At 38.8% G+C, this 25,369-nt stretch carries 30 protein-coding genes and 5 pseudogenes; 27 read left to right on the forward strand and 8 right to left on the reverse strand.

The window, feature by feature from the left end; translation table 11 throughout:
• The first annotated feature begins 499 nt into the window (after positions 1-499).
• The 4 genes and pseudogenes from ACWYN3_RS00890 to ACWYN3_RS00905 all read left to right on the forward strand — a co-directional run bounded on the left by ACWYN3_RS00890 (position 500) and on the right by ACWYN3_RS00905 (position 3,543).
• Positions 500-2,735 (forward strand): annotated as a pseudogene (locus tag ACWYN3_RS00890) (heavy metal translocating P-type ATPase).
• A 28-nt stretch (positions 2,736-2,763) separates the two neighbouring features.
• A complete protein-coding gene (locus ACWYN3_RS00895) occupies positions 2,764-2,976 on the forward strand; it encodes a heavy-metal-associated domain-containing protein (RefSeq protein WP_456219452.1) in 213 nt (70 codons plus the stop codon).
• A 22-nt stretch (positions 2,977-2,998) separates the two neighbouring features.
• Positions 2,999-3,280 (forward strand): hypothetical protein, encoded by a 282-nt coding sequence (locus ACWYN3_RS00900; RefSeq protein ID WP_456219453.1) that lies wholly within the window; start codon positions 2,999-3,001, stop codon positions 3,278-3,280.
• A gap of 38 nt (positions 3,281-3,318) precedes the next feature.
• Entirely contained in the window at positions 3,319-3,543 is a 225-nt protein-coding gene (locus ACWYN3_RS00905; RefSeq protein ID WP_456219454.1) for a helix-turn-helix domain-containing protein, read from the forward strand.
• A gap of 88 nt (positions 3,544-3,631) precedes the next feature.
• Here the strand turns inward: ACWYN3_RS00905 and ACWYN3_RS00910 are convergent.
• From ACWYN3_RS00910 to ACWYN3_RS00920, 3 genes and pseudogenes are all read right to left on the reverse strand, one after another.
• A pseudogene (locus ACWYN3_RS00910) lies at positions 3,632-4,218 on the reverse strand (acetyl-CoA hydrolase/transferase family protein).
• Positions 4,219-4,259: 41 nt separating this feature from the next.
• A complete protein-coding gene (locus ACWYN3_RS00915; RefSeq protein ID WP_456222828.1) occupies positions 4,260-4,769 on the reverse strand; it encodes a hypothetical protein in 510 nt (169 codons plus the stop codon).
• Entirely contained in the window at positions 4,769-4,918 is a 150-nt protein-coding gene (locus tag ACWYN3_RS00920) for a hypothetical protein (protein WP_456219455.1), read from the reverse strand. Before ACWYN3_RS00920 ends, ACWYN3_RS00915 begins: the two co-directional genes overlap by 1 nt.
• 169 nt (positions 4,919-5,087) lie before the next feature.
• Between ACWYN3_RS00920 and ACWYN3_RS00925 the strand changes: the two genes are divergently transcribed.
• The 16 genes and pseudogenes from ACWYN3_RS00925 (at position 5,088) to ACWYN3_RS01000 (ending at position 13,799) form a co-directional block, all read left to right on the forward strand.
• Positions 5,088-5,297 carry a hypothetical protein gene (locus ACWYN3_RS00925; RefSeq protein ID WP_456219456.1) on the forward strand — a complete coding sequence of 70 codons (210 nt, stop codon included), beginning with the start codon at positions 5,088-5,090 and terminating at the stop codon, positions 5,295-5,297.
• The gene (locus tag ACWYN3_RS00930; protein WP_456219457.1) at positions 5,263-5,802 is read left to right on the forward strand and encodes an aminotransferase class V-fold PLP-dependent enzyme; all 540 of its coding nucleotides are present in this window, start codon (positions 5,263-5,265) and stop codon (positions 5,800-5,802) included. Before ACWYN3_RS00925 ends, ACWYN3_RS00930 begins: the two co-directional genes overlap by 35 nt.
• Before the next feature lie 8 nt (positions 5,803-5,810).
• Complete coding sequence (locus tag ACWYN3_RS00935; protein ID WP_456219458.1) at positions 5,811-6,185, forward strand: aminotransferase class V-fold PLP-dependent enzyme; 375 nt, start codon at positions 5,811-5,813, stop codon at positions 6,183-6,185.
• 89 nt (positions 6,186-6,274) lie between these two features.
• Positions 6,275-7,294, forward strand: coding sequence for an FAD-dependent oxidoreductase (locus ACWYN3_RS00940; RefSeq protein WP_456219459.1), 1,020 nt, complete (start codon positions 6,275-6,277; stop codon positions 7,292-7,294).
• A 1-nt stretch (position 7,295) separates the two neighbouring features.
• Positions 7,296-7,661 (forward strand): hypothetical protein, encoded by a 366-nt coding sequence (locus ACWYN3_RS00945; protein WP_456219460.1) that lies wholly within the window; start codon positions 7,296-7,298, stop codon positions 7,659-7,661.
• Positions 7,662-7,802, forward strand: a complete 141-nt coding sequence (locus ACWYN3_RS00950) for a hypothetical protein (RefSeq protein ID WP_456219461.1) — start codon at positions 7,662-7,664, stop codon at positions 7,800-7,802.
• Positions 7,799-8,088: pseudogene (locus ACWYN3_RS00955) on the forward strand (ATP-binding cassette domain-containing protein); the annotation flags it as partial. The gene ACWYN3_RS00950 and the pseudogene ACWYN3_RS00955, both read left to right, overlap by 4 nt.
• Before the next feature lie 6 nt (positions 8,089-8,094).
• Positions 8,095-8,559, forward strand: a complete 465-nt coding sequence (locus tag ACWYN3_RS00960; protein WP_456223350.1) for a hypothetical protein — start codon at positions 8,095-8,097, stop codon at positions 8,557-8,559.
• Position 8,560: 1 nt separating this feature from the next.
• Entirely contained in the window at positions 8,561-8,791 is a 231-nt protein-coding gene (locus tag ACWYN3_RS00965) for a hypothetical protein (protein WP_456219462.1), read from the forward strand.
• A gap of 8 nt (positions 8,792-8,799) precedes the next feature.
• Complete coding sequence (locus tag ACWYN3_RS00970) at positions 8,800-9,351, forward strand: ABC transporter permease (protein ID WP_456219463.1); 552 nt, start codon at positions 8,800-8,802, stop codon at positions 9,349-9,351.
• Positions 9,335-10,132, forward strand: coding sequence for a glycine betaine ABC transporter substrate-binding protein (locus tag ACWYN3_RS00975; RefSeq protein WP_456219464.1), 798 nt, complete (start codon positions 9,335-9,337; stop codon positions 10,130-10,132). The genes ACWYN3_RS00970 and ACWYN3_RS00975 overlap by 17 nt, the downstream gene beginning before the upstream one ends.
• 1 nt (position 10,133) lies before the next feature.
• A complete protein-coding gene (locus ACWYN3_RS00980; RefSeq protein WP_456219465.1) occupies positions 10,134-10,292 on the forward strand; it encodes a DinB family protein in 159 nt (52 codons plus the stop codon).
• 164 nt (positions 10,293-10,456) lie between these two features.
• Complete coding sequence (locus tag ACWYN3_RS00985; RefSeq protein ID WP_456219466.1) at positions 10,457-11,281, forward strand: SUMF1/EgtB/PvdO family nonheme iron enzyme; 825 nt, start codon at positions 10,457-10,459, stop codon at positions 11,279-11,281.
• A gap of 4 nt (positions 11,282-11,285) precedes the next feature.
• Positions 11,286-12,224: an L-histidine N(alpha)-methyltransferase gene (locus ACWYN3_RS00990; protein ID WP_456219467.1), complete on the forward strand. Its 939-nt coding sequence runs from the start codon at positions 11,286-11,288 to the stop codon at positions 12,222-12,224.
• 163 nt (positions 12,225-12,387) lie between these two features.
• Complete coding sequence (locus ACWYN3_RS00995; RefSeq protein ID WP_456219468.1) at positions 12,388-12,687, forward strand: ArsR/SmtB family transcription factor; 300 nt, start codon at positions 12,388-12,390, stop codon at positions 12,685-12,687.
• Between the two features lie 10 nt (positions 12,688-12,697).
• Positions 12,698-13,799: pseudogene (locus tag ACWYN3_RS01000) on the forward strand (NADH:flavin oxidoreductase).
• Positions 13,800-13,954: 155 nt separating this feature from the next.
• Here the strand turns inward: ACWYN3_RS01000 and ACWYN3_RS01005 are convergent.
• The 5 genes from ACWYN3_RS01005 to ACWYN3_RS01025 form a co-directional block, all read right to left on the reverse strand.
• The gene (locus ACWYN3_RS01005) at positions 13,955-15,286 is read right to left on the reverse strand and encodes an OmpA family protein (protein ID WP_456219469.1); all 1,332 of its coding nucleotides are present in this window, start codon (positions 15,284-15,286) and stop codon (positions 13,955-13,957) included.
• Positions 15,287-15,511: 225 nt separating this feature from the next.
• Positions 15,512-16,726: an MBL fold metallo-hydrolase RNA specificity domain-containing protein gene (locus ACWYN3_RS01010; RefSeq protein WP_456219470.1), complete on the reverse strand. Its 1,215-nt coding sequence runs from the start codon at positions 16,724-16,726 to the stop codon at positions 15,512-15,514.
• Positions 16,723-16,899 (reverse strand): hypothetical protein, encoded by a 177-nt coding sequence (locus tag ACWYN3_RS01015; RefSeq protein WP_456219471.1) that lies wholly within the window; start codon positions 16,897-16,899, stop codon positions 16,723-16,725. The genes ACWYN3_RS01010 and ACWYN3_RS01015 overlap by 4 nt, the downstream gene beginning before the upstream one ends.
• 563 nt (positions 16,900-17,462) lie before the next feature.
• Entirely contained in the window at positions 17,463-17,900 is a 438-nt protein-coding gene (locus tag ACWYN3_RS01020; RefSeq protein WP_456219472.1) for an NAD(P)-binding domain-containing protein, read from the reverse strand.
• A gap of 97 nt (positions 17,901-17,997) precedes the next feature.
• Positions 17,998-18,204: a cold-shock protein gene (locus ACWYN3_RS01025; RefSeq protein ID WP_037438206.1), complete on the reverse strand. Its 207-nt coding sequence runs from the start codon at positions 18,202-18,204 to the stop codon at positions 17,998-18,000.
• A gap of 154 nt (positions 18,205-18,358) precedes the next feature.
• On the opposite strand from ACWYN3_RS01025, the gene ACWYN3_RS01030 reads away from it, so the two are divergent.
• From ACWYN3_RS01030 to ACWYN3_RS01060, 7 genes and pseudogenes are all read left to right on the forward strand, one after another.
• Positions 18,359-18,607, forward strand: coding sequence for a hypothetical protein (locus ACWYN3_RS01030; protein ID WP_456219473.1), 249 nt, complete (start codon positions 18,359-18,361; stop codon positions 18,605-18,607).
• A 100-nt stretch (positions 18,608-18,707) separates the two neighbouring features.
• Positions 18,708-19,193, forward strand: coding sequence for a YMGG-like glycine zipper-containing protein (locus ACWYN3_RS01035; RefSeq protein WP_456219474.1), 486 nt, complete (start codon positions 18,708-18,710; stop codon positions 19,191-19,193).
• Between the two features lie 1,386 nt (positions 19,194-20,579).
• A complete protein-coding gene (locus ACWYN3_RS01040) occupies positions 20,580-20,825 on the forward strand; it encodes a hypothetical protein (protein ID WP_456219475.1) in 246 nt (81 codons plus the stop codon).
• Positions 20,826-21,168: 343 nt separating this feature from the next.
• Entirely contained in the window at positions 21,169-22,842 is a 1,674-nt protein-coding gene (locus ACWYN3_RS01045) for a PKD-like domain-containing protein (protein ID WP_456219476.1), read from the forward strand.
• Positions 22,839-22,934: pseudogene (locus tag ACWYN3_RS01050) on the forward strand (hypothetical protein); the annotation flags it as partial. The gene ACWYN3_RS01045 and the pseudogene ACWYN3_RS01050, both read left to right, overlap by 4 nt.
• A gap of 72 nt (positions 22,935-23,006) precedes the next feature.
• Positions 23,007-23,840, forward strand: a complete 834-nt coding sequence (locus tag ACWYN3_RS01055) for a PKD-like domain-containing protein (protein WP_456219477.1) — start codon at positions 23,007-23,009, stop codon at positions 23,838-23,840.
• Positions 23,827-25,323, forward strand: coding sequence for a PKD-like domain-containing protein (locus ACWYN3_RS01060; protein ID WP_456219478.1), 1,497 nt, complete (start codon positions 23,827-23,829; stop codon positions 25,321-25,323). Before ACWYN3_RS01055 ends, ACWYN3_RS01060 begins: the two co-directional genes overlap by 14 nt.
• Positions 25,324-25,369 lie beyond the last annotated feature (46 nt).

Here is a 25,369-nt window from a genome sequence, read left to right on the forward strand (position 1 = left end):
GCTAAACTTTTGGCTGAAACAAGTTTAGCCTATGGCTTTTGTGTAGAGTAATTTTCCATTCTGCGCGATTGCCACGCTCCCCATAAATCTATTATTGCTGTCAAGTGCTTTGAAATAGTCGTCTAATCTGGTTTTTTCAATTTTTGTGCGTAAGAGAAGGATAGTGTAAACCCGAAGATTAATGTGGCAGTAATTTTTTTAAACATGTTTCTGGTTGTATTTCATGTTTGTTTTTTAAATTTCTTTTAATATAAAAGAAATTTATGATTACTGTCAGGTAATTGCTGTATTAAAACAACAATTTCTAAGCATTTGCCCTGTTGATATGTCAAGGTATGATGAGAAAGAGGTTAAGATGCGTCAGAACAAAGACAGACATTGAACTTATCATGCAGGATGTCATGCAATCTTAAAACCCGCATTATTCTATAAAATTATAACAAAATGATGTAAGTGTTTGGATAGGGCAGGGCCTATCTTTGTCCTATAATTAAATAAGATGTCAGATTTAGCGAACCTCCAAACCATTTCTCTTCCGGTATTAGGTATGACCTGTGCGGGTTGTGCTTCCAGTGTGCAATCTATGATTGAAGCTCAGGAGGGGGTACAGAGCGCAGAAGTTAACTATGCTACACAACAAGTGAAGGTCAGTTATGAGCCGGGTAAAATTACTCCGGAACAATTTCAGGCTGCAGTACAAGCTGTAGGGTATGATCTTATACTGGATACGCTTAACGGAAAAGAGAAACAGGAAGAGGTACAACAACAAAATTATAGTGCTTTAAAAACGCGGACTATTCTTGCAGGATTGCTTACTTTACCTGTAGTAATCATAGGGATGTTTCTGATGGATATTCCATATGCAAATTATTATATGCTTGTTTTAACCACGCCTGTATTGTTTGTGTTTGGAAAGAATTTCTTCATCAATGCTTATAAACAGGCACAGCATGGCAGGGCGAACATGGATAGCCTTGTCGCTCTTAGTACAGGTATTTCTTACCTGTTTAGTGTCTTTAATACATTTTTTGCGGAGTTTTGGCATAGTAAAGGGATTCATCCTCATGTGTATTATGAAGCGGCAGCTGTAGTAATTGTTTTCATCATGCTGGGTAAGCTTTTAGAAGAGAATGCAAAATCAAATACTTCTTCGGCAATTAAGAAATTAATCGGCCTTCAGCCAAAAACAGTTATGCTGATTACCGAAGATGGAGAACAGGAAATAGCAGTGTCGGCTGTAAAGGCTGGTGACAGGTTACTTGTTAAACCCGGAGATAAAATTCCGGTTGATGGTGTACTTGATGACGGTCATTCTTATGTGGATGAAAGTATGATCAGTGGTGAGCCTGTTGCGGTTTTGAAAGAATCCGGAGACAAGGTTTTTGCTGGTACGATCAATCAGAAGGGAAGTTTTAAATTCCGTGCTGAAAAGGTGGGAGCTGAAACTTTACTGGCACAGATTATTAAACTGGTACAGGATGCGCAGGGGTCTAAAGCTCCGGTTCAAAAGCTGGTAGATAAAATTGCAGGTATATTTGTTCCGATCGTTCTTTTCATTGCGGTTTGTACATTAGGTATATGGCTTTTATTTGGCGGAGAATATAAACTGAGCCAGGGACTAATGGCTATGGTTACTGTACTGGTTATTGCTTGTCCTTGTGCATTAGGCCTTGCTACGCCAACGGCAATTATGGTTGGGATTGGGAAAGGGGCTGAACACGGAATACTGATTAAGGATGCAGAAGCTCTGGAATCTGGTTATAAAGTGGATACTGTAATTTCTGGATAAAACTGGTACAATTACGGAAGGGAAGCCTTTGGTTACGGGTATTGAATGGGTTAACAGTGAAAAAGCTAATGATGAGCGAATGCTGGGTATCTTTCTTGCGATGGAACAGCAGTCTGAACATCCGCTTGCCGAAGCTGTAGCTGGTTACATCAAGGTGATGGATATCAGGGCAGCTGCAATTACAGATTTTAAAAGTTTGACCGGGAAAGGAGTGGAAGCTGTTTTTAATGGAGAAACATACTTTGCCGGAAGTCATAAAATATTGACTCAGGCCCATGGTGAACTTCCTGAAAAGTTAAAGGAAGTGGTTCATGAATTTCAGCAGAGTGCTAAAACAGTGATCTATTTTACCAGCAGTAAACAGGTGCTGGCAGTTATTGCCATTGCTGATCAGATTAAAGAGGGCTCAAAACAAGCTGTACAGGAGTTGCAGGCGCAAGGGATAACCGTTTACATGCTTACAGGAGATAATGCCTTTACGGCAGCTGCAATTGCAAAACAGGCAGGGATTTTGAACTATAAGGCTGATGTGCTTCCAGCTGAGAAAGCGGAATTTGTGAAAAGCCTGCAGCAAGAAGGGAAAGTTGTAGCCATGATAGGGGATGGGATTAACGATAGCCAGGCATTGGCACAGGCCGATCTTTCTATTGCTATGGGCAAAGGATCTGATATTGCAATCGATGTGGCAAAGCTAACTTTGATCTCCTCCGATCTGAGACAGGTCTCGAAAGCACTTAAACTTTCACAGGCAACAGTGAGAACAATTCGCCAGAATTTATTCTGGGCATTTATATATAACCTGATTGGTATACCTTTAGCTGCGGGGATATTGTATCCGTTTAATGGTTTTCTGCTTAATCCAATGATTGCGGGAGCAGCAATGGCATTAAGCTCAGTCTCTGTAGTGGGGAACAGCCTCAGGTTAAAACTGATTAAACTAAACTAATTTTATTACATTTCTTAAAATATATATCATGGAAACTCTGAAATTTAAAACGAATATAAAATGTGGCGGATGTGTTGCTACAGTAACTCCTCATTTAAATGCAATGGCAGGTCTGGAGGAATGGAAGGTTGATACTGATGTAGCTGATAAAATTTTGACAGTTACAGTGGACAGTGAAAACCTGAAAGAAGAAATAGTAGAGACAATAAAAAAAGCCGGATTCCAGGCTGAATTAATCTGATATGCAGCTGCATGTTAAAAATATGGTCTGCGACCGATGCATCCTTATCGTGAGGCAGCAATTGGAGAACCTTGGGTTTACTGTTAGTGAAATCTCATTAGGAAAGGTAACGGTTTCGCCCGAACCTGATCCCGCAAAATTGCAGGACATTTCTTCGGCATTTCAGGTACTCGGTTTTGAGCTGATTGATAAAGATAAAGACCAGCTTGTTGAACAAGTGAAGACTCAGGTTATTGAGCTGGTTCATTATTCAAATTTATTTGAACTTAAGCAGAGCCTGATGAGTGTAATTGCAGAGAATTAAACAAGGAATATGTTTACCTCAGCAGGTTGTTTTCTGATGTGGAAGGGATCACTATTGAGAAATATATCATTCAGCAGAAGGTGACAAGAGTCAAAGAACTGCTGGAATATGGTGAGCTTAATCTAAATGAAATTGCTTACCAGATGGGGTATAGCAGTGGCGCACATTTGTCTACACAATTCAAAGCCGTGACTGGGGTTACGCCAAGTAAATACAAGGCGCAACCAAGCGGTGACCGTAAACCTCTGGATCAGATCAACTAATCCAGAGGTAAATATTCATTCTTAATCTTTAGATTAGATAATATGGGTTGTATTCTGAATATTACTTTATTATGAATTGTTTAATTTGCTATTCGAAATAAGTTTCGAATCTTTTAAAGCATTCTTTTTCCAGATTTTCACGGTGATTGGGATGCGCAAGTTCAATTAATGCTTTCGCGCGCTGCTTCAAACTTTTCCCGAAAAGGTTTACTTTTCCGTACTCCGTAACCACCAGTGTACATGTCCGCGGGTCGTTACTACACCAGCTCCTTCTTTTAAAAATGGTACAATCCTGGAGATCCCTTTTGAGGTAATTGATGGAAGGGCAATGATCGGTTTTCCTCCCGGCGATAGTGATGCTCCATGAATGAAATCCATCTGTCCGCCGATACCGGAATACTGAAAAGTCCCCATCGAATCTGCACAAACCTGGCCTGTTAAATCCAGTTCTATTGCTGAATTTATTGCAGTGACTTTTGGGTTTTGACGGATCACACTTGTGTCATTTGCATAAGAAATATCCATCACTCTGATACTTGGATTATCGTTCACAAAATCATAAAGTTTACGGGTGCCAATCATAAATGAGGTGATCGATTTACCTCTGTTAATTTTGTTCATACTGTTGTTGATTACGCCATTTTGAATCAAAGGAATGACCCCGTCTGATAGCATTTCAGTATGAAGTCCGAGGTTTTTATGATTACCCAGGTTCTTTAATACCTGGTCGGAATACCTCCTATTCCTAGTTGCAGCGTTGCGCCATCTTCTACTAAAGAAGCAATATGCTGACCGATTGTAACCATCGCATCAGTAACTTTTGCTGAATAATCAACCTCTGGTAATACCGATTCATGCCATACAAATGCGTTGATTTTACTGCTGTGAAGATAACCGTCACCATGTGTACGGGGCATATTTGGGTTAACCTGGGCTATTACATGTTTTGCAGTGTCTACTGCGGCTCTTGCGATATCTACAGAAGTTCCCAAAGAACAATAACCATGCACATCTGGCGGAGAAACCTGTACAATGGCTACATCAATGGGTAAAAAGCCTTCTCTAAATAGTTTTGGGATCTGACTTAAAAAAACAGGGACATAATCGCCATTAGCACTGTTAACTACTGTGCGGGTATTGGCAGAAGTAAATAAAGAATTTAAAAAGAAGCTGTCACGCCATTCCGGGTTATTAAAATCGACGTCTCCAAGGGTCGAAATACTGATTAATCTACTTTTTTAAGCTCAGCATGTCTTTGCTGAAGAGCTTTGATTAGTAATACCGGCGTTGCTGCGCTGCCATGAAGGAACACGCGCTGACCTGATTGAATATGTTTTACTGCATCCTCTGCACTGATATATTTTAGTTGACTCATTATTTGTGATGTTAAACTGCAAGTAAGACAATTCAGGTTGGGTTTTGTGTGATCATAGTCAGAATTTGTAGTGATATTGAGCAGATTTAAGGCTTTTTGATTACCTTTTACGCATTGTATTATTGTTAAAAAAAAATAGTATTAAACAGACATTGTAAATTCTTTTAAAATGGATATAAACGCAATCAGACAAGCGACAAGAGGTTGTACAGACAAAATTTTTATTAATAGTGCCGGTTCTTCACTGGTGACTGATACCGTATTTGACATCATGATGGATAGCCTGACTGAAGAGGCTCAGATCGGAGGGTATGCGCTTGCCTATGCAAACCAGCAGGGGGTTGATGAATTTTATATTGAAAACCGGCAAACTGCTTAATTGCGCTCCTGAAAATATATCTTTTCAGACTAGTGCTACAGATGCCTATGCAAAGGCCATCTCCTCTATTGAATTTAAAGCAGGGGACATTATTCTAACAACTGATGATGATTATGTTTCTAATCAGATTTCCTTTCTTTCGCTAAAGAAACGGTTCGGAATCAGAATTGTCAGAGCGGTTACCAAGCCTGATGGGGATCTTGATCTAGTCGCATTTGAAGAACTGGTTAAAGAACACCATCCCAAATTAGTAGCTCTGACACATATTCCAACCAGTTCTGGCTTGGTACAGGCGGCAGAAGAGGTCGGGGCGATTTGCCGGAAATATAATATCTGGTATCTGGTAGATGCTTGCCAGTCTGTAGGACAGTTAGTTATAGATGTACAAAAGATAGGATGTGATTTCCTTGCAGTTACCGGGCGTAAATTCCTGCGCGGACCTCGTGGTACTGGCTTTTTATATGTTTCTGATCGTGCACACTTGAAGCTGGTCTGGCTCCACTGATCATTGATATGATTGGCGCTGAATGGACTTCAGTTGAGGATTATACGCTGGAGCCTACTGCTAAGCGGTTTGAGTTCTGGGAGTCTTCAATTGCAGGCAGGTTAGCACTCAAAGAAGCTGTGAAATATGCAAATGGCGTTGGGATGGCGAATATTCAAGAATATAATGCAAGTCTGATGATTCAGTTCAGAAGTCAGCTGAAGCAGATAAAGGGGTTGAATTTACAGGATAAAGGAACACGTGTGAGTAATATCCTGACATTTACGATGGATCATCATACTACCGAAGAAATTGCGCAGCGCCTTCGTGATCATCATGTTTATTTTTCAATTACCTCTTTATGCTCTGCAATGATCGATTTTCCAAAGAAAAAATATAGTTAGTGCAGTCCGTCTTTCACCTCATTATTTCAATACTCCTGAAGAATTAGAAAAAGTTGTCACCATTTTGGATTTTTAATTGTTGTTTCACCATGAATGAATTTGACGCAATAGTAATCGGTGCAGGTCAGGCTGGCGTGCCCCTGGCCAAGAAATTGGCTAATGCAGGCTGGAAAACTGCATTGATAGAAAAAAGACTGGTTGGCGGTACCTGCATTAATGATGGTTGTACGCCAACTAAAGCTATGGTAGCTTCTGCAAGAATGGCTTACATGGCCGGTAACAGTAAAGTTTTAGGAATTGATATTCCGGCTTATGAAGTCAATTTTAAGGCTGTTATGGCCCGTAAGTCTGCTATTGTTACACAGTTTCGTGAAGGTTCTATAGCAGGTCTTGAAAAGACAAAAAACCTCACATTGATTTATGGGGAAGCTAAATTCAAGGATGACCATACAGTATATGTGAATGGAAAAGATGGCAGTTTTGAAAACTATACAGCTAAACATATTTTCATTAATACCGGGGCTAGTCCGCGGATTCCTGATATAGAGGGTGTAAAGGCAATCAAGTATCTTACCTCTACTACTATTCTGGAGCTTAAAGAGGTTCCTGAGCACCTGCTGATTGGGGGGGGAGGATATATCGGACTTGAATTTGGGCAGATGTTTAAGCGTTTTGGTTCCAGAATCACAATTATGGAGCAATCATCACAACTGATGCCTAAAGAAGATAATGACGTTTGTGAAGTGATGAGTGGTATTTTTAGAGAAGAGAGTATAGAAGTGCTAACTGATGCTAAAGTCTTGAAGTTTGAGACTTTGGCTAATGATAAAATTAAGGTTACTATAGATTTAAAGGGCGAAAAAACTACGGTTTCTTGCAGCCATGTATTAATAGCCTCTGGTCGTAATGCTCAGACAGCAGACTTAGGACTGGAAAATACATCCATAGAATGTGATTCCCGTGGATTTGTTATAGTGAACGAATTTTTGGAAACTAAAGCATCACATGTATACGCTTTAGGTGATGTAAAAGGCGGCCCTGCTTTTACACATATTTCATATAATGACTATATTGTAGTCACAAAAAATATTCTCGAAGGAAGGCAGTAAAATGAGTATTAAAGATCGTATGATACCTTATTGCATGTTTACCGATCCTCAGTTAGGCAGGATAGGCATTACTGAAACACAAGCCAAAGAAAAAGGAATAGATTACCTGGTGGCTAAAATTCCAATGAAGAATGTAGCCAGGGCTATTGAAACAGCAGAAACCAGGGGTTTTATGAAGGCTGTGGTAGATAAAAAAACAAAGCAGATTCTGGGTGCAACAATTATTGGCGAACAGGGGGGCGAGATCATGTCTGTTCTGCAAATGGCAATGATGGGCAAAATTACCTATGAGGAAATACGGTTTGCCATTTTTGCGCATCCTCTATATGCTGAATCACTCAATAATTTATTCATGTCAATCGCTTAAATGATAAAAGCAGAAAACCTGATCAGGAAATTTGGCACTTCAGTAGCAGTGAATAACATCAGCTTTGAAGTAAAAGAAGGCGAAAACCTGATTTTATTAGGAACAAGTGGTTGTGGTAAAAAACAACTACGCTGCGGATGATCAACAGATTAATAGAACCTGATTCCGGAACAGTGTTTATTAATGGTCTTGATATCCGGACCCGCAGGCCCGAAGAATTAAGGCGTGGAATTGGCTATGTATTACAGAATCATGGCCTTTTTCCACATTATACTGTAGCTGAGAATATTGCTATTGTACCCAGGTTACTAAAATGGCATAATGCCGATATAAAAAAAGAGCAGATGAACTTTTTCATAAATTAAATCTCGATCCTGCATTAGCAGATAAATACCCGTCAGCGCTCAGTGGCGGACAGCAGCAAAGGGTTGGTTTGGCAAGATCACTGATGGTGAACCCTCCTGTTTTATTGATGGACGAACCTTTTGGTGCACTGGATAATCTGACAAGGATTAGTATCCGTAAGGAGTTTAAGGCACTGGATGAACTGGTGAAAAAAACAGTAATCATGGTGACACACGATGTGCAGGAAGCCTTTGAAATGGGTGATAGGATCTGTCTGATGGACAAAGGGGAGATCAAACAGATTGGAACACCCGAAGAATTGCTTTTTCATCCGGCAAATGATTTTGTAGCTGATTTCTTTGAAGAACAGCGTTTACAGCTTGAATTGAAGTCCGTATTGGTGTCAGAATTACTGCCTGAGTATTCAGATCGGACTATTACTGTTTGGGAAAGAATGGAGCAACTTCTTCATGCTGATGACAAAAGTAATGGTTCTTCTGATCGTCATATCGAAAGCCTGATGAGTGCTTTTTCAGCTTATAAAAAACAATAATATGGAGCAGGCACAAACTTTCTGGCAATTTGTAGCACAGCAGTCTGATAAGCTGTGGAGCCAGACCTGGGCACATATAGGGCTTACGCTGATTTCATTGGTTATTGCTATCCTGATCGCTGTTCCGGTAGGGGTTTTGATTACGAGAAAGCAAAAACTATCAGGTATTGTATTAGGTTTTGCAGGTATTTTACAGACTATTCCTAGTATCGCCCTGCTTGGTGTGTCCTGATTCCCTTTTTGGGTATAGGCCCTAAGCCAGCAATATTAGCCCTTTTTCTATATGCACTCTTGCCGATTATCAGAAATACCTATACAGGCATTATGGAAGTAAACCCTGCGGTAGTCGAAGCAGCTAAAGGTATGGGGATGAGCAAGAGGCAAATCCTGATGAAAGTAGAATTGCCTCTTGCTTTTCCGGTATTAATGGCGGGGATTCGTACCGCCACTGTAATTAACGTAGGTGTAGCGACACTAGCAGCTTATATTGCTGCGGGTGGTTTAGGAGAGTTTATCTTCGGCGGTATCGCTTTAAATAATTCTAATATGATCCTTGCAGGAGCTATTCCTGCTGCTTTATTAGCTATTTTATTCGATTTTTTTATTATCACTCGTTCAAAGACTCAATTTAAAAAGTATCCGTATTTCTTATTTAGTACTCCCTTTTGCTTTAATTACGCTGAGTTCTTTCTATTTACTGCCTACTCAGATTGGTGGGAGGATTTTAGGTGGGTTTACGCCAGAATTTATGGGCAGGGAAGATGGATATCTGGGTTTGAAAAAAACATATAAACTGGGTATTGAGACGGTTGTAATCAGCGATGCGGTAATGTATAAAGCTGCTTTTGAGAAGAAACTGGACGTAATCAGTGGTTATAGTACAGACGGAAGATTGAAAGCGTACGATCTAATCATTTTAAAAGATGATAAACATATTTTTCCGCCCTATTATGCGGCTCCGGTAGTCAGACAGGAAGCACTTGATCAGCATCCTGAATTAGAAAGTGTATTAAACCAGTTATCGGGCCATATTAACGATTCAACAATGACTGCAATGAATTATAAAGTAGATCAGCTAAAAGAAACTCCGGAAAAAGTGGCCCTTGATTTTGCCAAAGCACATCATTTATACAAGCCCGCCAGGGGTACAGGAAAAGGGATAATAAGGATAGGGTCTAAAATATTTGGGGAACAATATATCCTCGCTCAGTTATACAAAAAATTAATCAGAGGGAATACTGATTTGGACGTGGTTACTAAAACGGGATTAGGGGGGACAAAAATATGTTTTGATGCACTGACTAATAATCAGATAGATTTTTATCCGGAATATACGGGGACAGGTTTTTTAGTTTTGCTAAAACCAGATCGAAAAACTATAAATAAGCTGACAGGGGATGTTAATGGCGTATATGATTATGTCAGTAATGAATTTAAAAACCAGTTTAACATAAAGTGGCTTAAACCTATAGGTTTTAATAATGCGTATGCATTAATGATGAGAAGAGAACAGGCACAAAGTTTGCAGATTGAAACCATAACAGACTTAACCAACCATATAAACCAAAATTAATATGTCACTATGGGAGCAATACTCCGCAGTGAGATCGCATAGCGTACAAATATGCGATAAACTGCAAAAAGAAGACTACGTGGTGCAACCGACGGAAGAAGTTAGTCCGCCAAAGTGGCATCTGGGCCATACCACCTGGTTTTTTGAGACTTTATTCTAATTCCATATGCTGTTGCCTACCAGCCATTTAATGCTGATTATAATTATGTTTTTAATAGTTATTATGAAAGTATAGGGGCAAGGGTAATTCGTACAGACAGAGGTAATCTGAGCCGTCCAACCGTAGATGATATTTTCCATTACAGAGCTTATATAGATGAGGCAATGGAGAAATTCCTGTTATGCGGTATCAGTAAGGAATTAGAAGAACTAATGATATTGGGTTTAAATCATGAACAGCAGCATCAGGAGTTATTATGGTATGATATTAAATACATATTGGGCCATAATCCCCTATTCCCGGCTTATGCTATCGATAATATAGAAAAAGGACTTACCCTTTCAGAACAGCGTTGGGTAAGTTTTAAAGAAGGTGTACAGGAGATAGGTCATCAGGGAGTATCTTTTCATTTCGACAATGAACTAGGCAGACATAAAGTATACATACAGAATTTCAGTATTTCAACCCGGCTGGTCAGCAATGGAGAATACCTTGAATTTATAGAAGCAGGAGGCTATCAGGATTTTAGTTTATGGCATGCTGAAGGGTGGGACTGGTTAAAGGAGAAACAGATCACTTCACCTTTATACTGGTACGAAATACATGGACAATGGCATCGGTACAGTCTATCCGGATTGGAGACCCTAAAAATGAATTCGCCGGTTTCTAATATCAGTTATTATGAGGCGTCTGCTTATGCACAGTGGAAAGGAATGCGATTGCCTACAGAATTTGAGTGGGAAGTAGCTTCTTCGTCATTCGAATGGGGGAAGCTTTGGGAATGGACTGAAAGTGCTTATTTGCCTTATCCTGGGTTCTCTAAAGCTGCCGGTGCATTGGGAGAGTATAATGGTAAATTCATGGTTAATCAAAAAGTACTGCGTGGGGCATCGGTTGCTACACCCTTAAATCACAGCAGAAATACTTACAGAAACTTCTTTCACCCTGATATGCGCTGGATGTTTAGCGGTATCAGGCTTGCAAAATAATGATATGGATCAATTTCTAAAAGAGGTTTTACAAGACCTTAGTCGACCACAAAAGACTTTAAATGCCAAATATTTTTACGATGGTAAAGGGGATAAGCTTTTTCAGGAAATAATGAATTGTCCTGAGTATTATCCTACCAATTGTGAAAAGGAAATTTTCAGAGAACGGTTTAAAGATCTGGCAGTAACCTTGAAAAATGGGTTCAATACCTTTGATTTGGTAGAGATGGGTGCAGGAGATGCTACTAAATCAAGTTACCTGCTGAAAGAATTAGTAGATACGAAAGTAGATTTTACTTATATGCCTATTGATATTTCATCTACCATGATTGCTCATTTAGAACAGTCATTACCGGAGAAAATTAAGGGGCTTAAGGTGGAGGGATTAAATGGGGAGTATTTTGATATGCTGGAAAAGGCGAATCAGATATCTTCCAGGAAAAAGGTTGTTTTGATGCTTGGTGGTAATATTGGTAACGAAACACCTGAGAATGCAATCGAATTTTGCCGCAAAATCCGTTCTTCGTTACAGGAAGGAGATTTAGTATTGATTGGTTTTGATTTGAAGAAAAATCCGCATACTATCCTTGCAGCTTATAATGATGCAGCAGGTTTTACACGCGATTTTAACCTGAATTTGTTGCACAGGATCAATGATGAGTTAGGTGGTGATTTTGATATTGCCCAATTTGAGCATTATCCAAACTATGATCCGATAACTGGTGCCTGCAAAAGTTATCTGGTGAGCAAAACTGAGCAGAGAATCAACATTGCTGATCACACTTTTCAATTTAAGGAGAATGAGGTTATTTATATGGAGATATCTCAAAAATACAGTATTGAAGAAACTGAAAATATTGCGAAAGTCTCGGGATTTAAAACTGTAAAGCATTTCTTTGATCATAAAAAATGGTTTGTCGACACAGTTTGGCAATGCGTATAGTCAATTCGTAAATTCAGGTTTCTTAATTGATTTGTAAGGCTTAATTACTCATACTAGAGTGGCTAAGCCTTTTTTATTGTCAGCTTTTTGTCTGGTTATCAATCTAATGTCAATTTATTTTATTTAATAGGTATATCGGGAAAAGTCGATATACATTTGCTTCATGGATCAGGTAGAAGTATTTAAAGCATTGTCAAATAAAACAAGATTGATGATTTTGCAATGGCTGAAAGAGCCCGAATTACATTTTCCTCCGCAGGAGAGAGATGTTAAAGAAGTGGGTGTTTGCGTAGGCCAGATACAGCATAAAGCACAGCTGACACAATCAACAATTTCTGAATACTTATCTGTTCTCCAGAGAACAGGGTTGATAGAGTCTACGCGGATAGGGCAATGGACTTATTATAAAAGAAATGAGGCAGCCTGTCTTGAACTTAAACAATTAATAGAAACTTCAATATAATTAAATAGCTATGAATACAGACAGTTTGTTCCAGCCCTTTAAGCTGAAAACATTGAATATGAAAAACAGGTTGGTAATGGCTCCGATGACACGGGCATTTTCACCTGATGGCATACCGACAGCCGATGTCGCAGATTATTACCGTAAAAGAGCAGTTGGAGATGTAGGACTGATTTTATCAGAAGGTACCGTAATCGACCGTCTTTCTTCTGCAAATGATCCGAGTATTCCTCATTTTTATGGAGAAAAAGCATTAGCAGGCTGGGATAAAGTAATTAAAGATGTTCATACAGCAGGAGGACAAATGGGACCGCAGATCTGGCATATGGGTATACAACCTAACCACAAAAGTGGCTGGGTACCTTCCGTAGAATTTGAAGGTCCTTCGGGATTTGTTAATCCTGGAGAGTTGAAAGGAAAAGCAATGACCGAAAGTGATATTGCTGATGCTATTTTATCTTATGGCCGTGCTGCTGCGGATGCTAAAAAACTAGGGTTCGATACTGTAGAAATACATGGTGCTCACGGTTATCTGATTGACCAGTTTTTCTGGGATCAGTTAAATCACCGTACGGATAATTATGGGGGAAAAACTTGCAGAGCGAAGCCGTTTTGCTGTAGAAGTGGTCAAAGAAGTACGCAGACAGGTAGGGAATGATTTTGCTGTTATTCTTCGTTTATCGCAATGGAAACCTGTGGATTATAATTTTAAACTGGCTGCCAATCCTTCTGAAATGGATAGCTGGTTAAATCCTATCGTAGATGCTGGTGTAGATATCTTGCATTGTTCACAACGTCGTTTTTGGGAGCCTGAATTTGAAGGTTCAGATTTGAACTTTGCAGGATGGGCTAAAAAAATAACTGGTGCAGCTACAATTACGGTTGGGTCAGTAGGCCTCGATGGCGATTTTATGGGTGCTTTCCGTGGTGAGGCCTCACAACCAAGTTCTCTGGATGAGCTAGTTAGAAGGATGGATAGAGGCGATTTTGATTTGGTAGCAGTAGGAAGACCACTTTTAGCAGACCCGGCCTGGGTACAAAAAATCCGTGATCATCGTATTGATGAACTAAAAGGATTCACTAGTGTGCTGCACTTTGCCGAACTGGTATAAATCATTTAATAAATATTAGCATTATTGATTGCCCTCAGATTTAAATAAATCTCAAAAAACTGATGCTATCACTTTGAAACTACAATAAAAGGTATAAAAAAAGCAGGTGCCTCTTTGGAGACACCTGCTTTCTTTTTTATTAGGCTCTGTTGTGATTAAAACAAAGAGAATTCAACTCTTCTGTTTTTCTGACGACCAGAAGCAGTTTTGTTAGATGCAATTGGTTGGTTTGGACCATAACCAGTAGCTTCGATACGAGATGCATTAGCACCTTGTGAAACTAAGTAAGTTTTGATCGCTTCAGCTCTGTCTTTAGAAAGACGTAAGTTGATAGCCATTGAACCAGTGTTATCTGTGTGACCTGCTAATTTCAAGCTAAAGTTTTTCTCTACTAATAAAGCAGCAACTCTATTTAAAGTGTTGTAAGAAGTAGAACGGATAGTTGATTTACCTAAGTCAAACTCTAAGTTTCTGATAGCTTCATCAACAACTTTACGATCTTCAGCAGTAACAATTACTTTTTCTTTGATGATTTGTTTTGGTGTTTTTAAAGGACAACCAGCACCGTCAACAACTGTATTTGCTTGAGTTCCAGGACATTTATCAAATTTGTTAGCTACGCCGTCTCCATCTTCATCACCCATGTCTTTAGCATATTGTTCCTGATCTCTCAGTCTGTTTTGCTCAGAAGTAGATAATGCTCTTCTTAACTCAGAACTTTCAGCTGCACTTTCTTCACGAACTGCTGCGATTGCACTGAAGTTTTGTAATTGAGAAGTTCCTCTTTTACCAAGAGCGATCTCAACACCTGCGTGTGCATAAGTGAATTTATCATTTGCTGCACTTTGTACACCGTCAAAATTATTAGTTTTCATAAAGTTAACTGTGTAACCTAAATCAAGGTTAACACCTTTTGATAAACCAACTTTTAAACCTGCTCCAACTGGAATGAACCAGTGTTCACCATAACCTGTGCTTCCAGCGGGTGTAGTAACTGTTCCAACTGCATTAGTATTAGCACTTGAAGACATATAACCAGCACCAGCTGTTAAATAAGGTGAGATTACAGAACGTTTGTGGTTTAAGCTCATGTTAGCAATAGTAAAGTTACCACTAACAGCTGCTGACCAGTCAATACGAGTTTCGAAACTAGTGCTTGGTTGATTAACACCATCAACATTAGCTCTTAAACCCTTTACTTTACCAGCAAGGAAGTCAGCCTGGATGCCAAATCCTGGAAGAATTTGTTTCTTGATATAACCTCCGTAACCCCAGCTCTCCTGTGGTGTACTGAAATCACCATTAGATCTGTTATTGAAAGGAGTATAGTGAGTTAACATACCACCGTTTAAACCTATTGACCAGGTACGGAAGTTCTTCTTGTCAAAGCGTTTTGTTGTATCAGGATTGACATCCTGAGCGAACAACGAAGTTGATAGTCCTACTAAGGAAAGTACCAACACTGATTTTGTAATTCTTGAGTTCATCTTTATTTATAGTTAGTTAGATATTAAATCTTCAGTTCTCTACTGAATGATTAGCTAACACGTAATAATCCTGCCAATTGGTGTGTTCTGGAGGATTAAAATGTAAAATGAACTGATAATGAGTGTTTTATGGCGGTGTTTAATCTTTGTTTTGAAACTGACTATTCCTTTTCAAAATTCAATAAACTGTATAGTATTTGCTACAAAAAAGGTCTTTTTTGAAAATTACAGTTCAAAAACTTCGCCTTTTTCTGGTATGGATACGGAGTATCCGGCCTCTGTAATTGCTGTTGAAAGACTCTCCAGACTTTTGTTTTCACCATGAACCAGGAATACTTTTTTCAAATTTTCAGGCCGTTGTTGTTTCACCGTGTTTAAAAGATCATCGTGATCACCATGGCCGCTTAGTAAATCAGTTTGTTTAATTGTGGCAAAAACCATCAGGTCACGATGACGTAAACGGACGATAGGATCTCCTCTGAGTAGCCGGTTTCCTAAAGTGCCTTTGGCGCAATAACCGATAAATAGAATAGTGCAATAGTAGTTTTGTATATTATGGTATAGATGATCCTGAATTCTGCCACCCTCAAGCATACCAGCCGAAGATATGATAATACAAGGTTCATGGTAATTAGAAATTGAGATACTTTCTCTCTTATCCTGTACGTATGAAAGCTCTTCAAATTCAAACTCATCACCTTTACGGTTATAAAAATCCTGTGATTCTTCATTAAGTAAATGATGATGTTTACGATATACGTCTGTCGCAAAACTTGCCAGCGGACTGTCTACGAATATTTTTACCGGAGGTAACAAGCCTTCACTGAAGATCTTATTTAAAGAATACACAAGTGCCTGGGTTCTGCCGATACTAAAAGCGGGAATAATCAGGCGTCCTGGAAATTTAACACAGGTTTCGTTAATAGTTTCCACCAGTTTTTGTTCAATCGTAGTGTCTTTGCTATGAAGTCTGCCTCCGTAAGTGGATTCAGAAACCAGGTAGTCAACTGCTGGAATTGGCTGCGGATCTACAAGAACCGGGTAGTTTTTGCGCCCAATATCACCAGTAAAAGCAATTCTCTTTTCTTGCCCGTCTTCCTGGATGCTTAATACTACAGCTGCAGCACCTAATAAATGTCCTATAGGAATAAAGCGAAGTGTGATACCTTCCTTTATGGTGAAGTCTTTGTCGAAAGAGATCGTCACAAAACGATCTACTGTATCCATCACATGTTTATGCAGATAAAGTGGTTTTGGTCCGGATGATGCCCGTTTACCTCTTGCCCTTTTATTCTGTTTACTTAAAAATATATTGACGGAGTCCATTAACAGCAATTCTGTAAGATCGGCTGTTGGTGGTGTACATAGGATCTGGCCATTAAAGCCCATTCTTAAAAGAGTAGGCAAATTGCCAGAGTGGTCAATATGGGCATGGGTCAAAATAACGACATCGATAGAGGCCGGGTCAAATGGGAAATATTGATTTTCTTCCTGATAAGTTTCTTTTTTTCATAATCAAGTCCGCAATCAATTAGTATACTATAATCATGCGTTTGAAGCAGATGCATACTTCCTGTTACCTGTTTCGCCGCTCCCCAAATCGTTAATTTCATGTCTGTATATATTTTCCTGCAATCTTAGAGCCTGTTTAAAATTTACCTGATAAAAGGTAAACAAATTAACTTTAAAGCCAGACAAATTCTTATTCTTTATTATCTGAATTTAAACTGTCCTATAGTTTGAAAAGAATAAAAAGATCTGCAATATATCAATTAAACGCTTAGAAAAGGTAATATTATCGAATTCAATGTGACCTTGAACTCATAACCCAGTTTCTCAGCTATATATATACTATGTACAGATTTCCAGCTGAGCAGTTCATTATTAAACTGTGGTTTCTCAAATCCTGATTTTAGAGATGCAGCTGTGTAAAAGACTGATCGGGTTGGATGATCTGTGGCACAGGCGTTATACGTATAACCAAAAGCCTGTTTTTCAATGATACTCAACGTCAACGTTAAACCAATACAATCTGATAGGTGAATCAAATTTACAGGAGCTTTTCCGTTTGGTATTGCTGATTTTCCGGCAAAAAACCTTCCGGGATCTCTATTAGGACCAATTAATCCACCAAATCTGAGAATTGTTGTTGTAAACTCAGGAATGCTTTTTAGTACTAATTCGGCGGATAAAATTGCTTTTCCGGATTCTGTCTCCGGATTTGGTATTGTAAGCTCATTAACTTCCTTATTGGAATCACCGTATACAGAAGTAGCACTGATAAAAATGATATTTGGAATATTCGTGCTGATCGCTGCTTTTGATATTTTTTCGATCTTTGATAAGAAAGTATGTTGCTCAGCCGAGCTTCTTTTTTTGGTGGAATACTGATAATTAACAGATCACAATTGAAAAAATCAGTATCAAAATGATCTTCTCCCTCACTGAAATTTATAAGGTAGGGGATGATTCCTGATTGTTGTAAACTATTTAGCTTTTTGGGTGTGGTGGTTGAACCTTTTACTTTATAACCACTTTTTATTAATTCTTTAGCGAGTTCCAGCCCGTACCATCCACAACCTAAAATGCTGATTTTGTTATTTAAAGGAATCATTATTAATTAGTATAGGTTTTATTTGCGAGGGATATGTGCTTATATTAAAAAAGGGATGATGCATAGCATCACCCCTTTTTTAAATTTTAACGAATTACTAAAGAACAGTTACATTAGAAGCCTCAGGGCCTTTTTTACCATCATTCAATTCGAATTCTACATTGTCACCTTCATTCAATTCTCTGAATGAATCTCCTGCAATCGCAGAAAAATGTACGAAAATATCTTTTCCTCCATCTTCTGGAGTTATAAAACCAAACCCTTTTGCAGAATTAAACCATTTAACTTTTCCTGTTGTACGCATATTAATGTTATAAATTTCGCTGTGAAAATAATCAATTGAATACTAATATCCAAAATCTTAATTGCTTATTGTATTAGTTTTACATGATTTGAGCAAAAACCAGTGTACCATATTTTTGTTGTTAGAAATTATAAAAGATCAATTCCTGATAAATATGAAGTCAAAAGTAAACAGTATTAAAACAGATAGAGAGAATACGATTAAAACAGGTAACAGACCTCAGAATTTGAGAGAATATGAGGAAACAGATAATTTAGGATTGGATGCTGATGGTTCATCTGTGAACTCAGGACGAACTAATTATAATAATGACAATGATCGGATTTCTCATAATCCGGATGGTGAGGATGATAATCATAATACGAAGGAATTGCCGGGTTATTCGCCTTTAATGGATAAATAGCTGGGTATTTAAATTTATTGTAACAGAAATATTGATCTTGGCATCATTTTAGACAATAGTATATTAGACTTTAATATCTATCAACTAAAACACACACAAAATGAAAAAGATGTTCGCAGTATTGGGTATTGCTCTTGCTTTTACAGCATGTTCTAATGCGAAAAAAGAAGAAGCAATTAAAATAGCTACAATTAAGGCTGTGAAAGACAGTATGAGATTAGATAGTTTCAAAAAAGTAGACGCTGCTGAAAAACTGCAGGCTGCTAAAGCACAGGATGAAAAAAGGATATTGATGCTGGCTTCTGCTAAAGCTGCTGAAAATGCTCCTGCCGCTACTATGGCTTCACCAGGTAGTCATTCAGTAGATCATCAGACTACTACGACAGTAACTAAGAAAAAGAAAGGTTGGAGTAGTGCGGCATTAGGAACTGTTATTGGTGCTGGTGCTGGTGGTTTAGGTGGTGCGCTTATTGATAAAAAGAAAGGTAGAGGTGCTATTATTGGTGGGGTAGCTGGTGCTGGAGCCGGATATCTGATCGGTCGTGGACAAGATAGAAAATCTGGTAGAGTTCAGCCAAAAAACTAGGCAGAAGCCCGATTATATAATTGATTGTCATATCCTAAACTAAATTTAGGATATGACAACTAAAATAAAAAAGCCTGATTTATTGTAAATCAGGCTTTTTTATTTATTTCTTTTCAGGAGCTTTTTCTGGAGGTGTAGATACAATTTCACCGTATTCGTTTACGTATGCCATCATACTTTCCAAATCGCCGCCTGTTGAATTTTGTTTGCGTTCTTCTTTGCGTTGCTCTTTATCTTCTTTTTTTTCTTCTGCCTGTTTTTTTCTAGTTGCTTCTTCATGAAGGTCGCCTGAGACTTAGCCATAAATTTCCGTATTTAGTTAAAAAATAACTCTTCTCTGCTGTTACTTGTTAAGGCGTTCCATAAACTATATAGTACTGGATCGATCTAGCCCGAATAAAACTTAAATTCCCGGGCAACAACGGTAGGGGAGCCAGGAGAAATTGAATCTAATCAAATGGTGATTAGCAAGTAAGTATTAAGAGAGTTTGTGTTTATACTCCGTTCTTACGCAAATATACACAAATTAATTTATTTACAAAAGCGAAGTGTTGAATATGTCCATATATATGTAGAAAAATTCTTTGAACTGAGCCATATAACTGAAGGATTTTACTGTGTGTATATGTGGATTGTTGATATTAATTTTCTTTAGTGTATGGGGGTTTGGATTTTTATTTAATATTTTAATGATACATGTGTTCTTTTTAGTTATTAATATTCTAATTATATAAGAATAAATATTTTATTTTACTATTTATTCCCTTTTGAGGCTATCTTCCTATTGTTTTTAGCTGATTTATTCTATGTGTTGTGGTGTGTATTATATTTCCCATTATGTGGATTTATTACTCACTTTATTCTTGTTAATAATTATTTAACCTTTATTTTTTTTTTTTTTTGAATTAAAAATTGTATTTAATGGCGTGATTTTTATAGAGCTCTAATGTATATTAATACGTTTTATTAAAGTGATTTAATATAATTACAACTATTTGGAGTTTTTTTTTTTATATGAAATATGCTTTGATTTTTTTTTTTTGGCATAAAAATTATTAAATGGAAATTTTAAGGGGTTAAAATTTGGATAATACTATTAATTGTCCCCTATTTGTGTGAGTGTAAATTGTAATATTAACTAATGTGAAATATTGATTCCGAGATGTTTGGGGTTTTTAACTATCAGATTTTATTCAATATAAGTTGTGAATCTTGAAATAGTTTTTTGCATTAGGGACAGGCAGTATACTTAATATATCTACGCTAACGCTTTCTATGAATAAATCTCTACGTTTTAAACTCTTAACAAAGTTTACTTCGCTGATATGCTCGTTAACAGGGCTTATGAGGAGGAGGGAGATTTCGGAAAAAAAAGGGTTCTTGCCAATGGTAAGTGTGGTTTTTTTTCTTCTATTTTTACTAAATCCATTTTTCAGCTTCGCGCAGTTTCCATATAATGAGAGTTTTAAGAATTCTACTGCGCCTAGTGTAGTGTTTGGGGGTGTACCTCCGGCAATATTAACAGCTGGGAAATCCCTTGATAACGGTTCAACAAATGATGCTGAAGGAAATGGTTATCTGCGTTTAACCGACAATAAAGCTGATCAAAAGGGTTTACGTTTATTCAAATAGTGTTTTTTCCGGAACTTATGGTCTGGATATTTCATTTGAATACTTTACTTATAAAGGTACTGGGGCTGATGGGATTTGTTTTTTTTTCCTTTTTGACGCAGCGGTCACAGATGCGACTTTTAATATTGGAGGATTTGGTGGGTCACTAGGATATGCGCAATTATATAAAAATGCTACTAATGACTTTGATGGAGTTAGTAAAGGTTATCTGGGAATTGGTCTCGACGAATTTGGGAATTTCGCAAATAATGTTGAACATAGACAGGGTAATGGCGATGGCAAAGCTAAGCCGCAAGTAAGTAATAGTATCACACTTCGCGGTGCAGGAAATGGGAATGCTAATGTGTTCACAAATTATACATGGCTTACAACAGTTCAAACTTTCGATCCTTTAGATACTTCAAATCCAGATAATTTTGGTATCGCGGGTGGTTTAAGGACTGCCAGCGGTAGTAATCCCGAATATCGTAAAGTATTCATCAATTTGGTGCCGAGACCTGGGGGAGGTTTATTCATTACTGTCAGTGTTCAGCATGGTGCTGTAATGACTAAGGTGATCGATAAATTTCCTTATACTACGTCTATTCCTGTTAAAGGTCTGAAATACGGAATTTCATCCTCAACGGGTGGAAGTAATAACTTTCATGAAATCAGAGGGCTCTCCATGACGGTTGATCAGAATACATTAATCCAGCCTGAGGCAGTTAATGACATGGTCTCAGTTTGTCAGGGTTATTCTACTACTCCATTTGATATTTTGTCCAATGACATTTTGCCTAATGTTGGTGGTACTGTGAATATGGCCTCAGTTGATTTAGATCCCTCAACTTTTGCGTTTGAACAGCAGATATCCAAACCAGGCGAAGGAACTTTTACTTTTGATCCCGCTAGTGGTAAAGTAACGTTTGTTCCTGTTGCAGGTTTTAAAAGTAGCTCGGTAATCAGCTATAATTTCATGGATGTTTATGGTAAAGTTTCAAAGACAGGTACGATCACCGTAAATACAATTTCACCTATCATCACCCAGCAACCCAGTGGTGCTACTCTCTGTCAGGGAGCTACATTTACTTCTATTGTGGCAGCAAGCAGTACCGGCTCTGGTATTTCTTATCAATGGCAATCTTTTGATGGGACTGGCTGGATTGATATTCCTGGAGCTACAACTCCGACGTTTACCCTGACTAATGTATCTGTGAGTGCTAATAATGGGAATAAGTACAGAGTTAGGGTTACCGCTACAACTACTGTTACTTGTAATGTCTTTTCTAATGAAGTAGTGTTGAATGTAAATCCGATTCCTGATGTAACTGTACCGGCAGGACTTTTTTATTGTAATAACGAGACTGTTGCTTCAATTCAACTAAGTGGTAGTTTGGATAAAACTACTTATAGCTGGATAAATAGTAATCCTGCTATTGGTTTAGCAAATAAAGGAGATGGTGATGTTCCGTCTTTCAAAGCTTTAAATACTACAAACGGGCCAATCGTGGCTACGATCACTGTTACGCCGGTTTCATTAGCGGGGTGTACGGGTACTGCAAAAACGTTTACAATTACTGTAAACCCAACAGCTATAGTAGATCAGCCTGGAAATGTAAAATATTGTAACCAGGCGAACACAACTCCGGTTGTGTTTACGGATAATGGTACGGGTAGTACTTACAGCTGGACAAATGACCATGCTGAAATAGGTCTTCCTTTGTCAGGTACCGGTCAGGTTCCATCTTTTAAAGCTTTAAATACTACAAACAGCCCAATTGTGGCCACAATCACGGTTACACCAACTTCATCTGAAGGCTGTGCAGGTACTGCAAAGACATTTACAATTACCGTAAACCCAACAGCTATAGTAGATCAGCCAACCAGCGTAAAATACTGTAATCAGATCACTACTGCTCCGGTTGTGTTTACCGATAATGGTACCGGAAGCAATTACAGCTGGACAAATGATCATGATGAAATTGGTCTTCCTTTATCGGGTACCGGTCAGGTCAGGTTCCATCTTTCAAAGCTATAAACAATACAAGCAGGCCAATTGTAGCTACGATCAAGGTTACCCCGGTTTCATCTGAAGGCTGTGCCGGTACTACAAAAACGTTTACAATTACCGTAAATCCAACGGCAGTTGTTGATCAGCCAACAAACTTAAGATATTGTAACCAGACGAACACGGCTGCGGTTGTGTTTACAGATAATGGTACCGGCAGTACTTACAGCTGGACAAATGACCATGTTGAAATCGGTCTGCCTTTATCAGGTACTGGTCAGGTTTCATCTTTTAAAGCTTTAAATACTACAAACAGCCCAATTGTGGCCACAATCACGGTTACACCAACTTCATCTGAAGGCTGTGCAGGTACTGCAAAGACATTTACAATTACTGTAAATCCAACAGCGGTAATAGATCAGCCTGGAAATGTAAAATATTGTAACCAGGCGAACACGGCTGCGATTGTGTTTACAGATAATGGTACCGGCAGTACTTACAACTGGACAAATGACCATGCTGAAATAGGTCTTCCGGTATCGGGTACCGGTCAGGTTCCGTCCTTCAAAGCTTTAAACAATACGAATAGCCCAATTGTAGCTACGATTACGGTTACTCCGGTTTCATCGGCTGGCTGTGCAGGAACTGCAAAAACATTTACAATTACCGTAAACCCAACAACTATAGTAGACCAGCCGGCTAGCGTAAAATATTGTAACCAGGTTACTACGGCTCAGGTCGTGTTTACGGATAACGGTACAGGCAGTACTTACAGCTGGACAAATGATCATGCTGAAATCGGACTTCCTTTATCAGGTACTGGTCAGGTTCCATCTTTCAAAGCTATAAACACTACAAACAGCCCAATTGTAGCTACGATCACTGTTATACCAATTTCATCGGAAGGCTGTGCGGGAACTGCAAAAACATTTACAATTACCGTAAATCCAACAGCGGTAATAGATCAGCCAGCCAGTGTGAAATACTGTAACCAGGTGAACACCGATTCCGGTTGTGTTTACGGATAACAGTGCTGGCAGTACTTATAGCTGGACGAATGATCATGCTGGAATTGGTCTTCCTTTATCAGGTACCGGTCAGGTTCCCTCTTTCAAGGCTATAAACACTACGAACAGCCCAATTGTAGCTACGATTACTGTTATACCGGTTTCATCGGCAGGGTGTATAGGTACAGCAAAAACATTTGCAATTACCGTAAATCCAACAACTATCGTGGACCAGCCGGTTAGCGTAAAATATTGTAACCAGGTTACTACGGCTGCGATTGTGTTTACAGATAATGGTACCGGCAGTACTTACAGCTGGACAAATGATCATGATGAAATCGGTCTTCCTTTATCGGGTACTGGTCAGATTCCATCTTTTAAAGCTTTAAACAATACAAGTAGTCCAATTGTAGCTACGATTACAGTTACTCCGGTTTCATCTGAAGGGTGTGCCGGAACTGCAAAGACATTTACAATTACTGTTAATCCAACAGCAGTAGATCAGCCTGGAAATGTGAAATATTGTAACCAGACGAACACAGCTGTGGTTGTATTTACTGATAATGGTACCGGCAGTACTTACAGCTGGACAAATGATCATGCTGAAATCGGACTTCCTTTATCGGGTACCGGTCTGTTACCCTCCTTCAAAGCCTTAAACAATACAAATAGCCCAATTGTAGCTACGATTACAGTTACACCAGTTTCATTGGCAGGCTGTGCGGGAACTGCAAAAACATTTACAATTACTGTAAACCCAACAGCTATAGTCGATCAGCCTGGAAATGTAAAATATTGTAACCAGGTGAACACGGCGGCGGTTGGATTTACAGATAATGGTACCGGCAGTACTTACAGCTGGACAAATGACCATGCTGAAATTGGTCTTCCTTTATCGGGTACTGGTCAGGTTCCGTCTTTCAAAGCTATAAACAATACAAACAGCCCAATTGTAGCTACGATTACGGTTACTCCGGTTTCATCGGCTGGCTGTGCGGGTACAGCAAAGACATTTACAATTACTGTAAATCCAACGGCGGTTGTCAATCAGCCCGGAAATGCAAGATACTGTAACCAGGCAAATACGGCGGCGGTTGGATTTACAGATAATGGTACCGGCAGTACTTACAGCTGGACAAATGACCATGCTGAAATTGGTCTTCCTTTATCGGGTACTGGTCAATTACCATCATTCAAAGCTATAAACACCACGAATAGTCCGATCGTAGCTACGATTATAGTTACACCAACTTCGTCTGAAGGCTGTGCAGGAACTGCAAAAACATTTACAATTACTGTAAACCCAACAGCGATAGTAAATCAGCCAGCCAGTGTGAAATACTGTAACCAGGTGAACACGATTCCGGTTGTGTTTACAGATAACGGTACCGGCAGTACATACAGCTGGACCAATGATCATACTGAAATTGGTCTTCCTTTATCGGGTACTGGTCAGGTTCCGTCTTTCAAAGCTTTAAATACTACGAACAGCCCAATTGTGTAGCTACAATTACTGTTATACCGGTTTCATCGGCGGGCTGTGCCGGACC

The sequence above is a fragment of the Pedobacter sp. NJ-S-72 genome (assembly GCF_053890575.1).

What these genes read in the sequence shown, in the direction of transcription:
- ACWYN3_RS00925 (WP_456219456.1), top strand. Translation starts at nt 5,088, where the DNA reads ATGGATATAAACGCAATCAGACAAGCGACAAGAGGTTGTACAGACAAA.
- ACWYN3_RS00935 (WP_456219458.1), top strand. Translation starts at nt 5,811, where the DNA reads ATGATTGGCGCTGAATGGACTTCAGTTGAGGATTATACGCTGGAGCCT.
- ACWYN3_RS00980 (WP_456219465.1), top strand. Translation starts at nt 10,134, where the DNA reads ATGTCACTATGGGAGCAATACTCCGCAGTGAGATCGCATAGCGTACAA.
- ACWYN3_RS00965 (WP_456219462.1), top strand. Translation starts at nt 8,561, where the DNA reads ATGGAGCAGGCACAAACTTTCTGGCAATTTGTAGCACAGCAGTCTGAT.
- ACWYN3_RS01015 (WP_456219471.1), bottom strand. Translation starts at nt 16,899, where the DNA reads ATGAAATTAACGATTTGGGGAGCGGCGAAACAGGTAACAGGAAGTATG.
- ACWYN3_RS00930 (WP_456219457.1), top strand. Translation starts at nt 5,263, where the DNA reads ATGAATTTTATATTGAAAACCGGCAAACTGCTTAATTGCGCTCCTGAA.
- ACWYN3_RS00950 (WP_456219461.1), top strand. Translation starts at nt 7,662, where the DNA reads ATGATAAAAGCAGAAAACCTGATCAGGAAATTTGGCACTTCAGTAGCA.
- ACWYN3_RS01030 (WP_456219473.1), top strand. Translation starts at nt 18,359, where the DNA reads ATGAAGTCAAAAGTAAACAGTATTAAAACAGATAGAGAGAATACGATT.
- ACWYN3_RS01040 (WP_456219475.1), top strand. Translation starts at nt 20,580, where the DNA reads ATGGTAAGTGTGGTTTTTTTTCTTCTATTTTTACTAAATCCATTTTTC.
- ACWYN3_RS00920 (WP_456219455.1), bottom strand. Translation starts at nt 4,918, where the DNA reads ATGAGTCAACTAAAATATATCAGTGCAGAGGATGCAGTAAAACATATT.
- ACWYN3_RS00945 (WP_456219460.1), top strand. Translation starts at nt 7,296, where the DNA reads ATGAGTATTAAAGATCGTATGATACCTTATTGCATGTTTACCGATCCT.
- ACWYN3_RS01020 (WP_456219472.1), bottom strand. Translation starts at nt 17,900, where the DNA reads ATGATTCCTTTAAATAACAAAATCAGCATTTTAGGTTGTGGATGGTAC.
- ACWYN3_RS01005 (WP_456219469.1), bottom strand. Translation starts at nt 15,286, where the DNA reads ATGAACTCAAGAATTACAAAATCAGTGTTGGTACTTTCCTTAGTAGGA.
- ACWYN3_RS00895 (WP_456219452.1), top strand. Translation starts at nt 2,764, where the DNA reads ATGGAAACTCTGAAATTTAAAACGAATATAAAATGTGGCGGATGTGTT.
- ACWYN3_RS00995 (WP_456219468.1), top strand. Translation starts at nt 12,388, where the DNA reads ATGGATCAGGTAGAAGTATTTAAAGCATTGTCAAATAAAACAAGATTG.
- ACWYN3_RS01025 (WP_037438206.1), bottom strand. Translation starts at nt 18,204, where the DNA reads ATGCGTACAACAGGAAAAGTTAAATGGTTTAATTCTGCAAAAGGGTTT.
- ACWYN3_RS00985 (WP_456219466.1), top strand. Translation starts at nt 10,457, where the DNA reads ATGGAGAAATTCCTGTTATGCGGTATCAGTAAGGAATTAGAAGAACTA.
- ACWYN3_RS00990 (WP_456219467.1), top strand. Translation starts at nt 11,286, where the DNA reads ATGGATCAATTTCTAAAAGAGGTTTTACAAGACCTTAGTCGACCACAA.
- ACWYN3_RS00940 (WP_456219459.1), top strand. Translation starts at nt 6,275, where the DNA reads ATGAATGAATTTGACGCAATAGTAATCGGTGCAGGTCAGGCTGGCGTG.
- ACWYN3_RS01035 (WP_456219474.1), top strand. Translation starts at nt 18,708, where the DNA reads ATGAAAAAGATGTTCGCAGTATTGGGTATTGCTCTTGCTTTTACAGCA.
- ACWYN3_RS00900 (WP_456219453.1), top strand. Translation starts at nt 2,999, where the DNA reads ATGGTCTGCGACCGATGCATCCTTATCGTGAGGCAGCAATTGGAGAAC.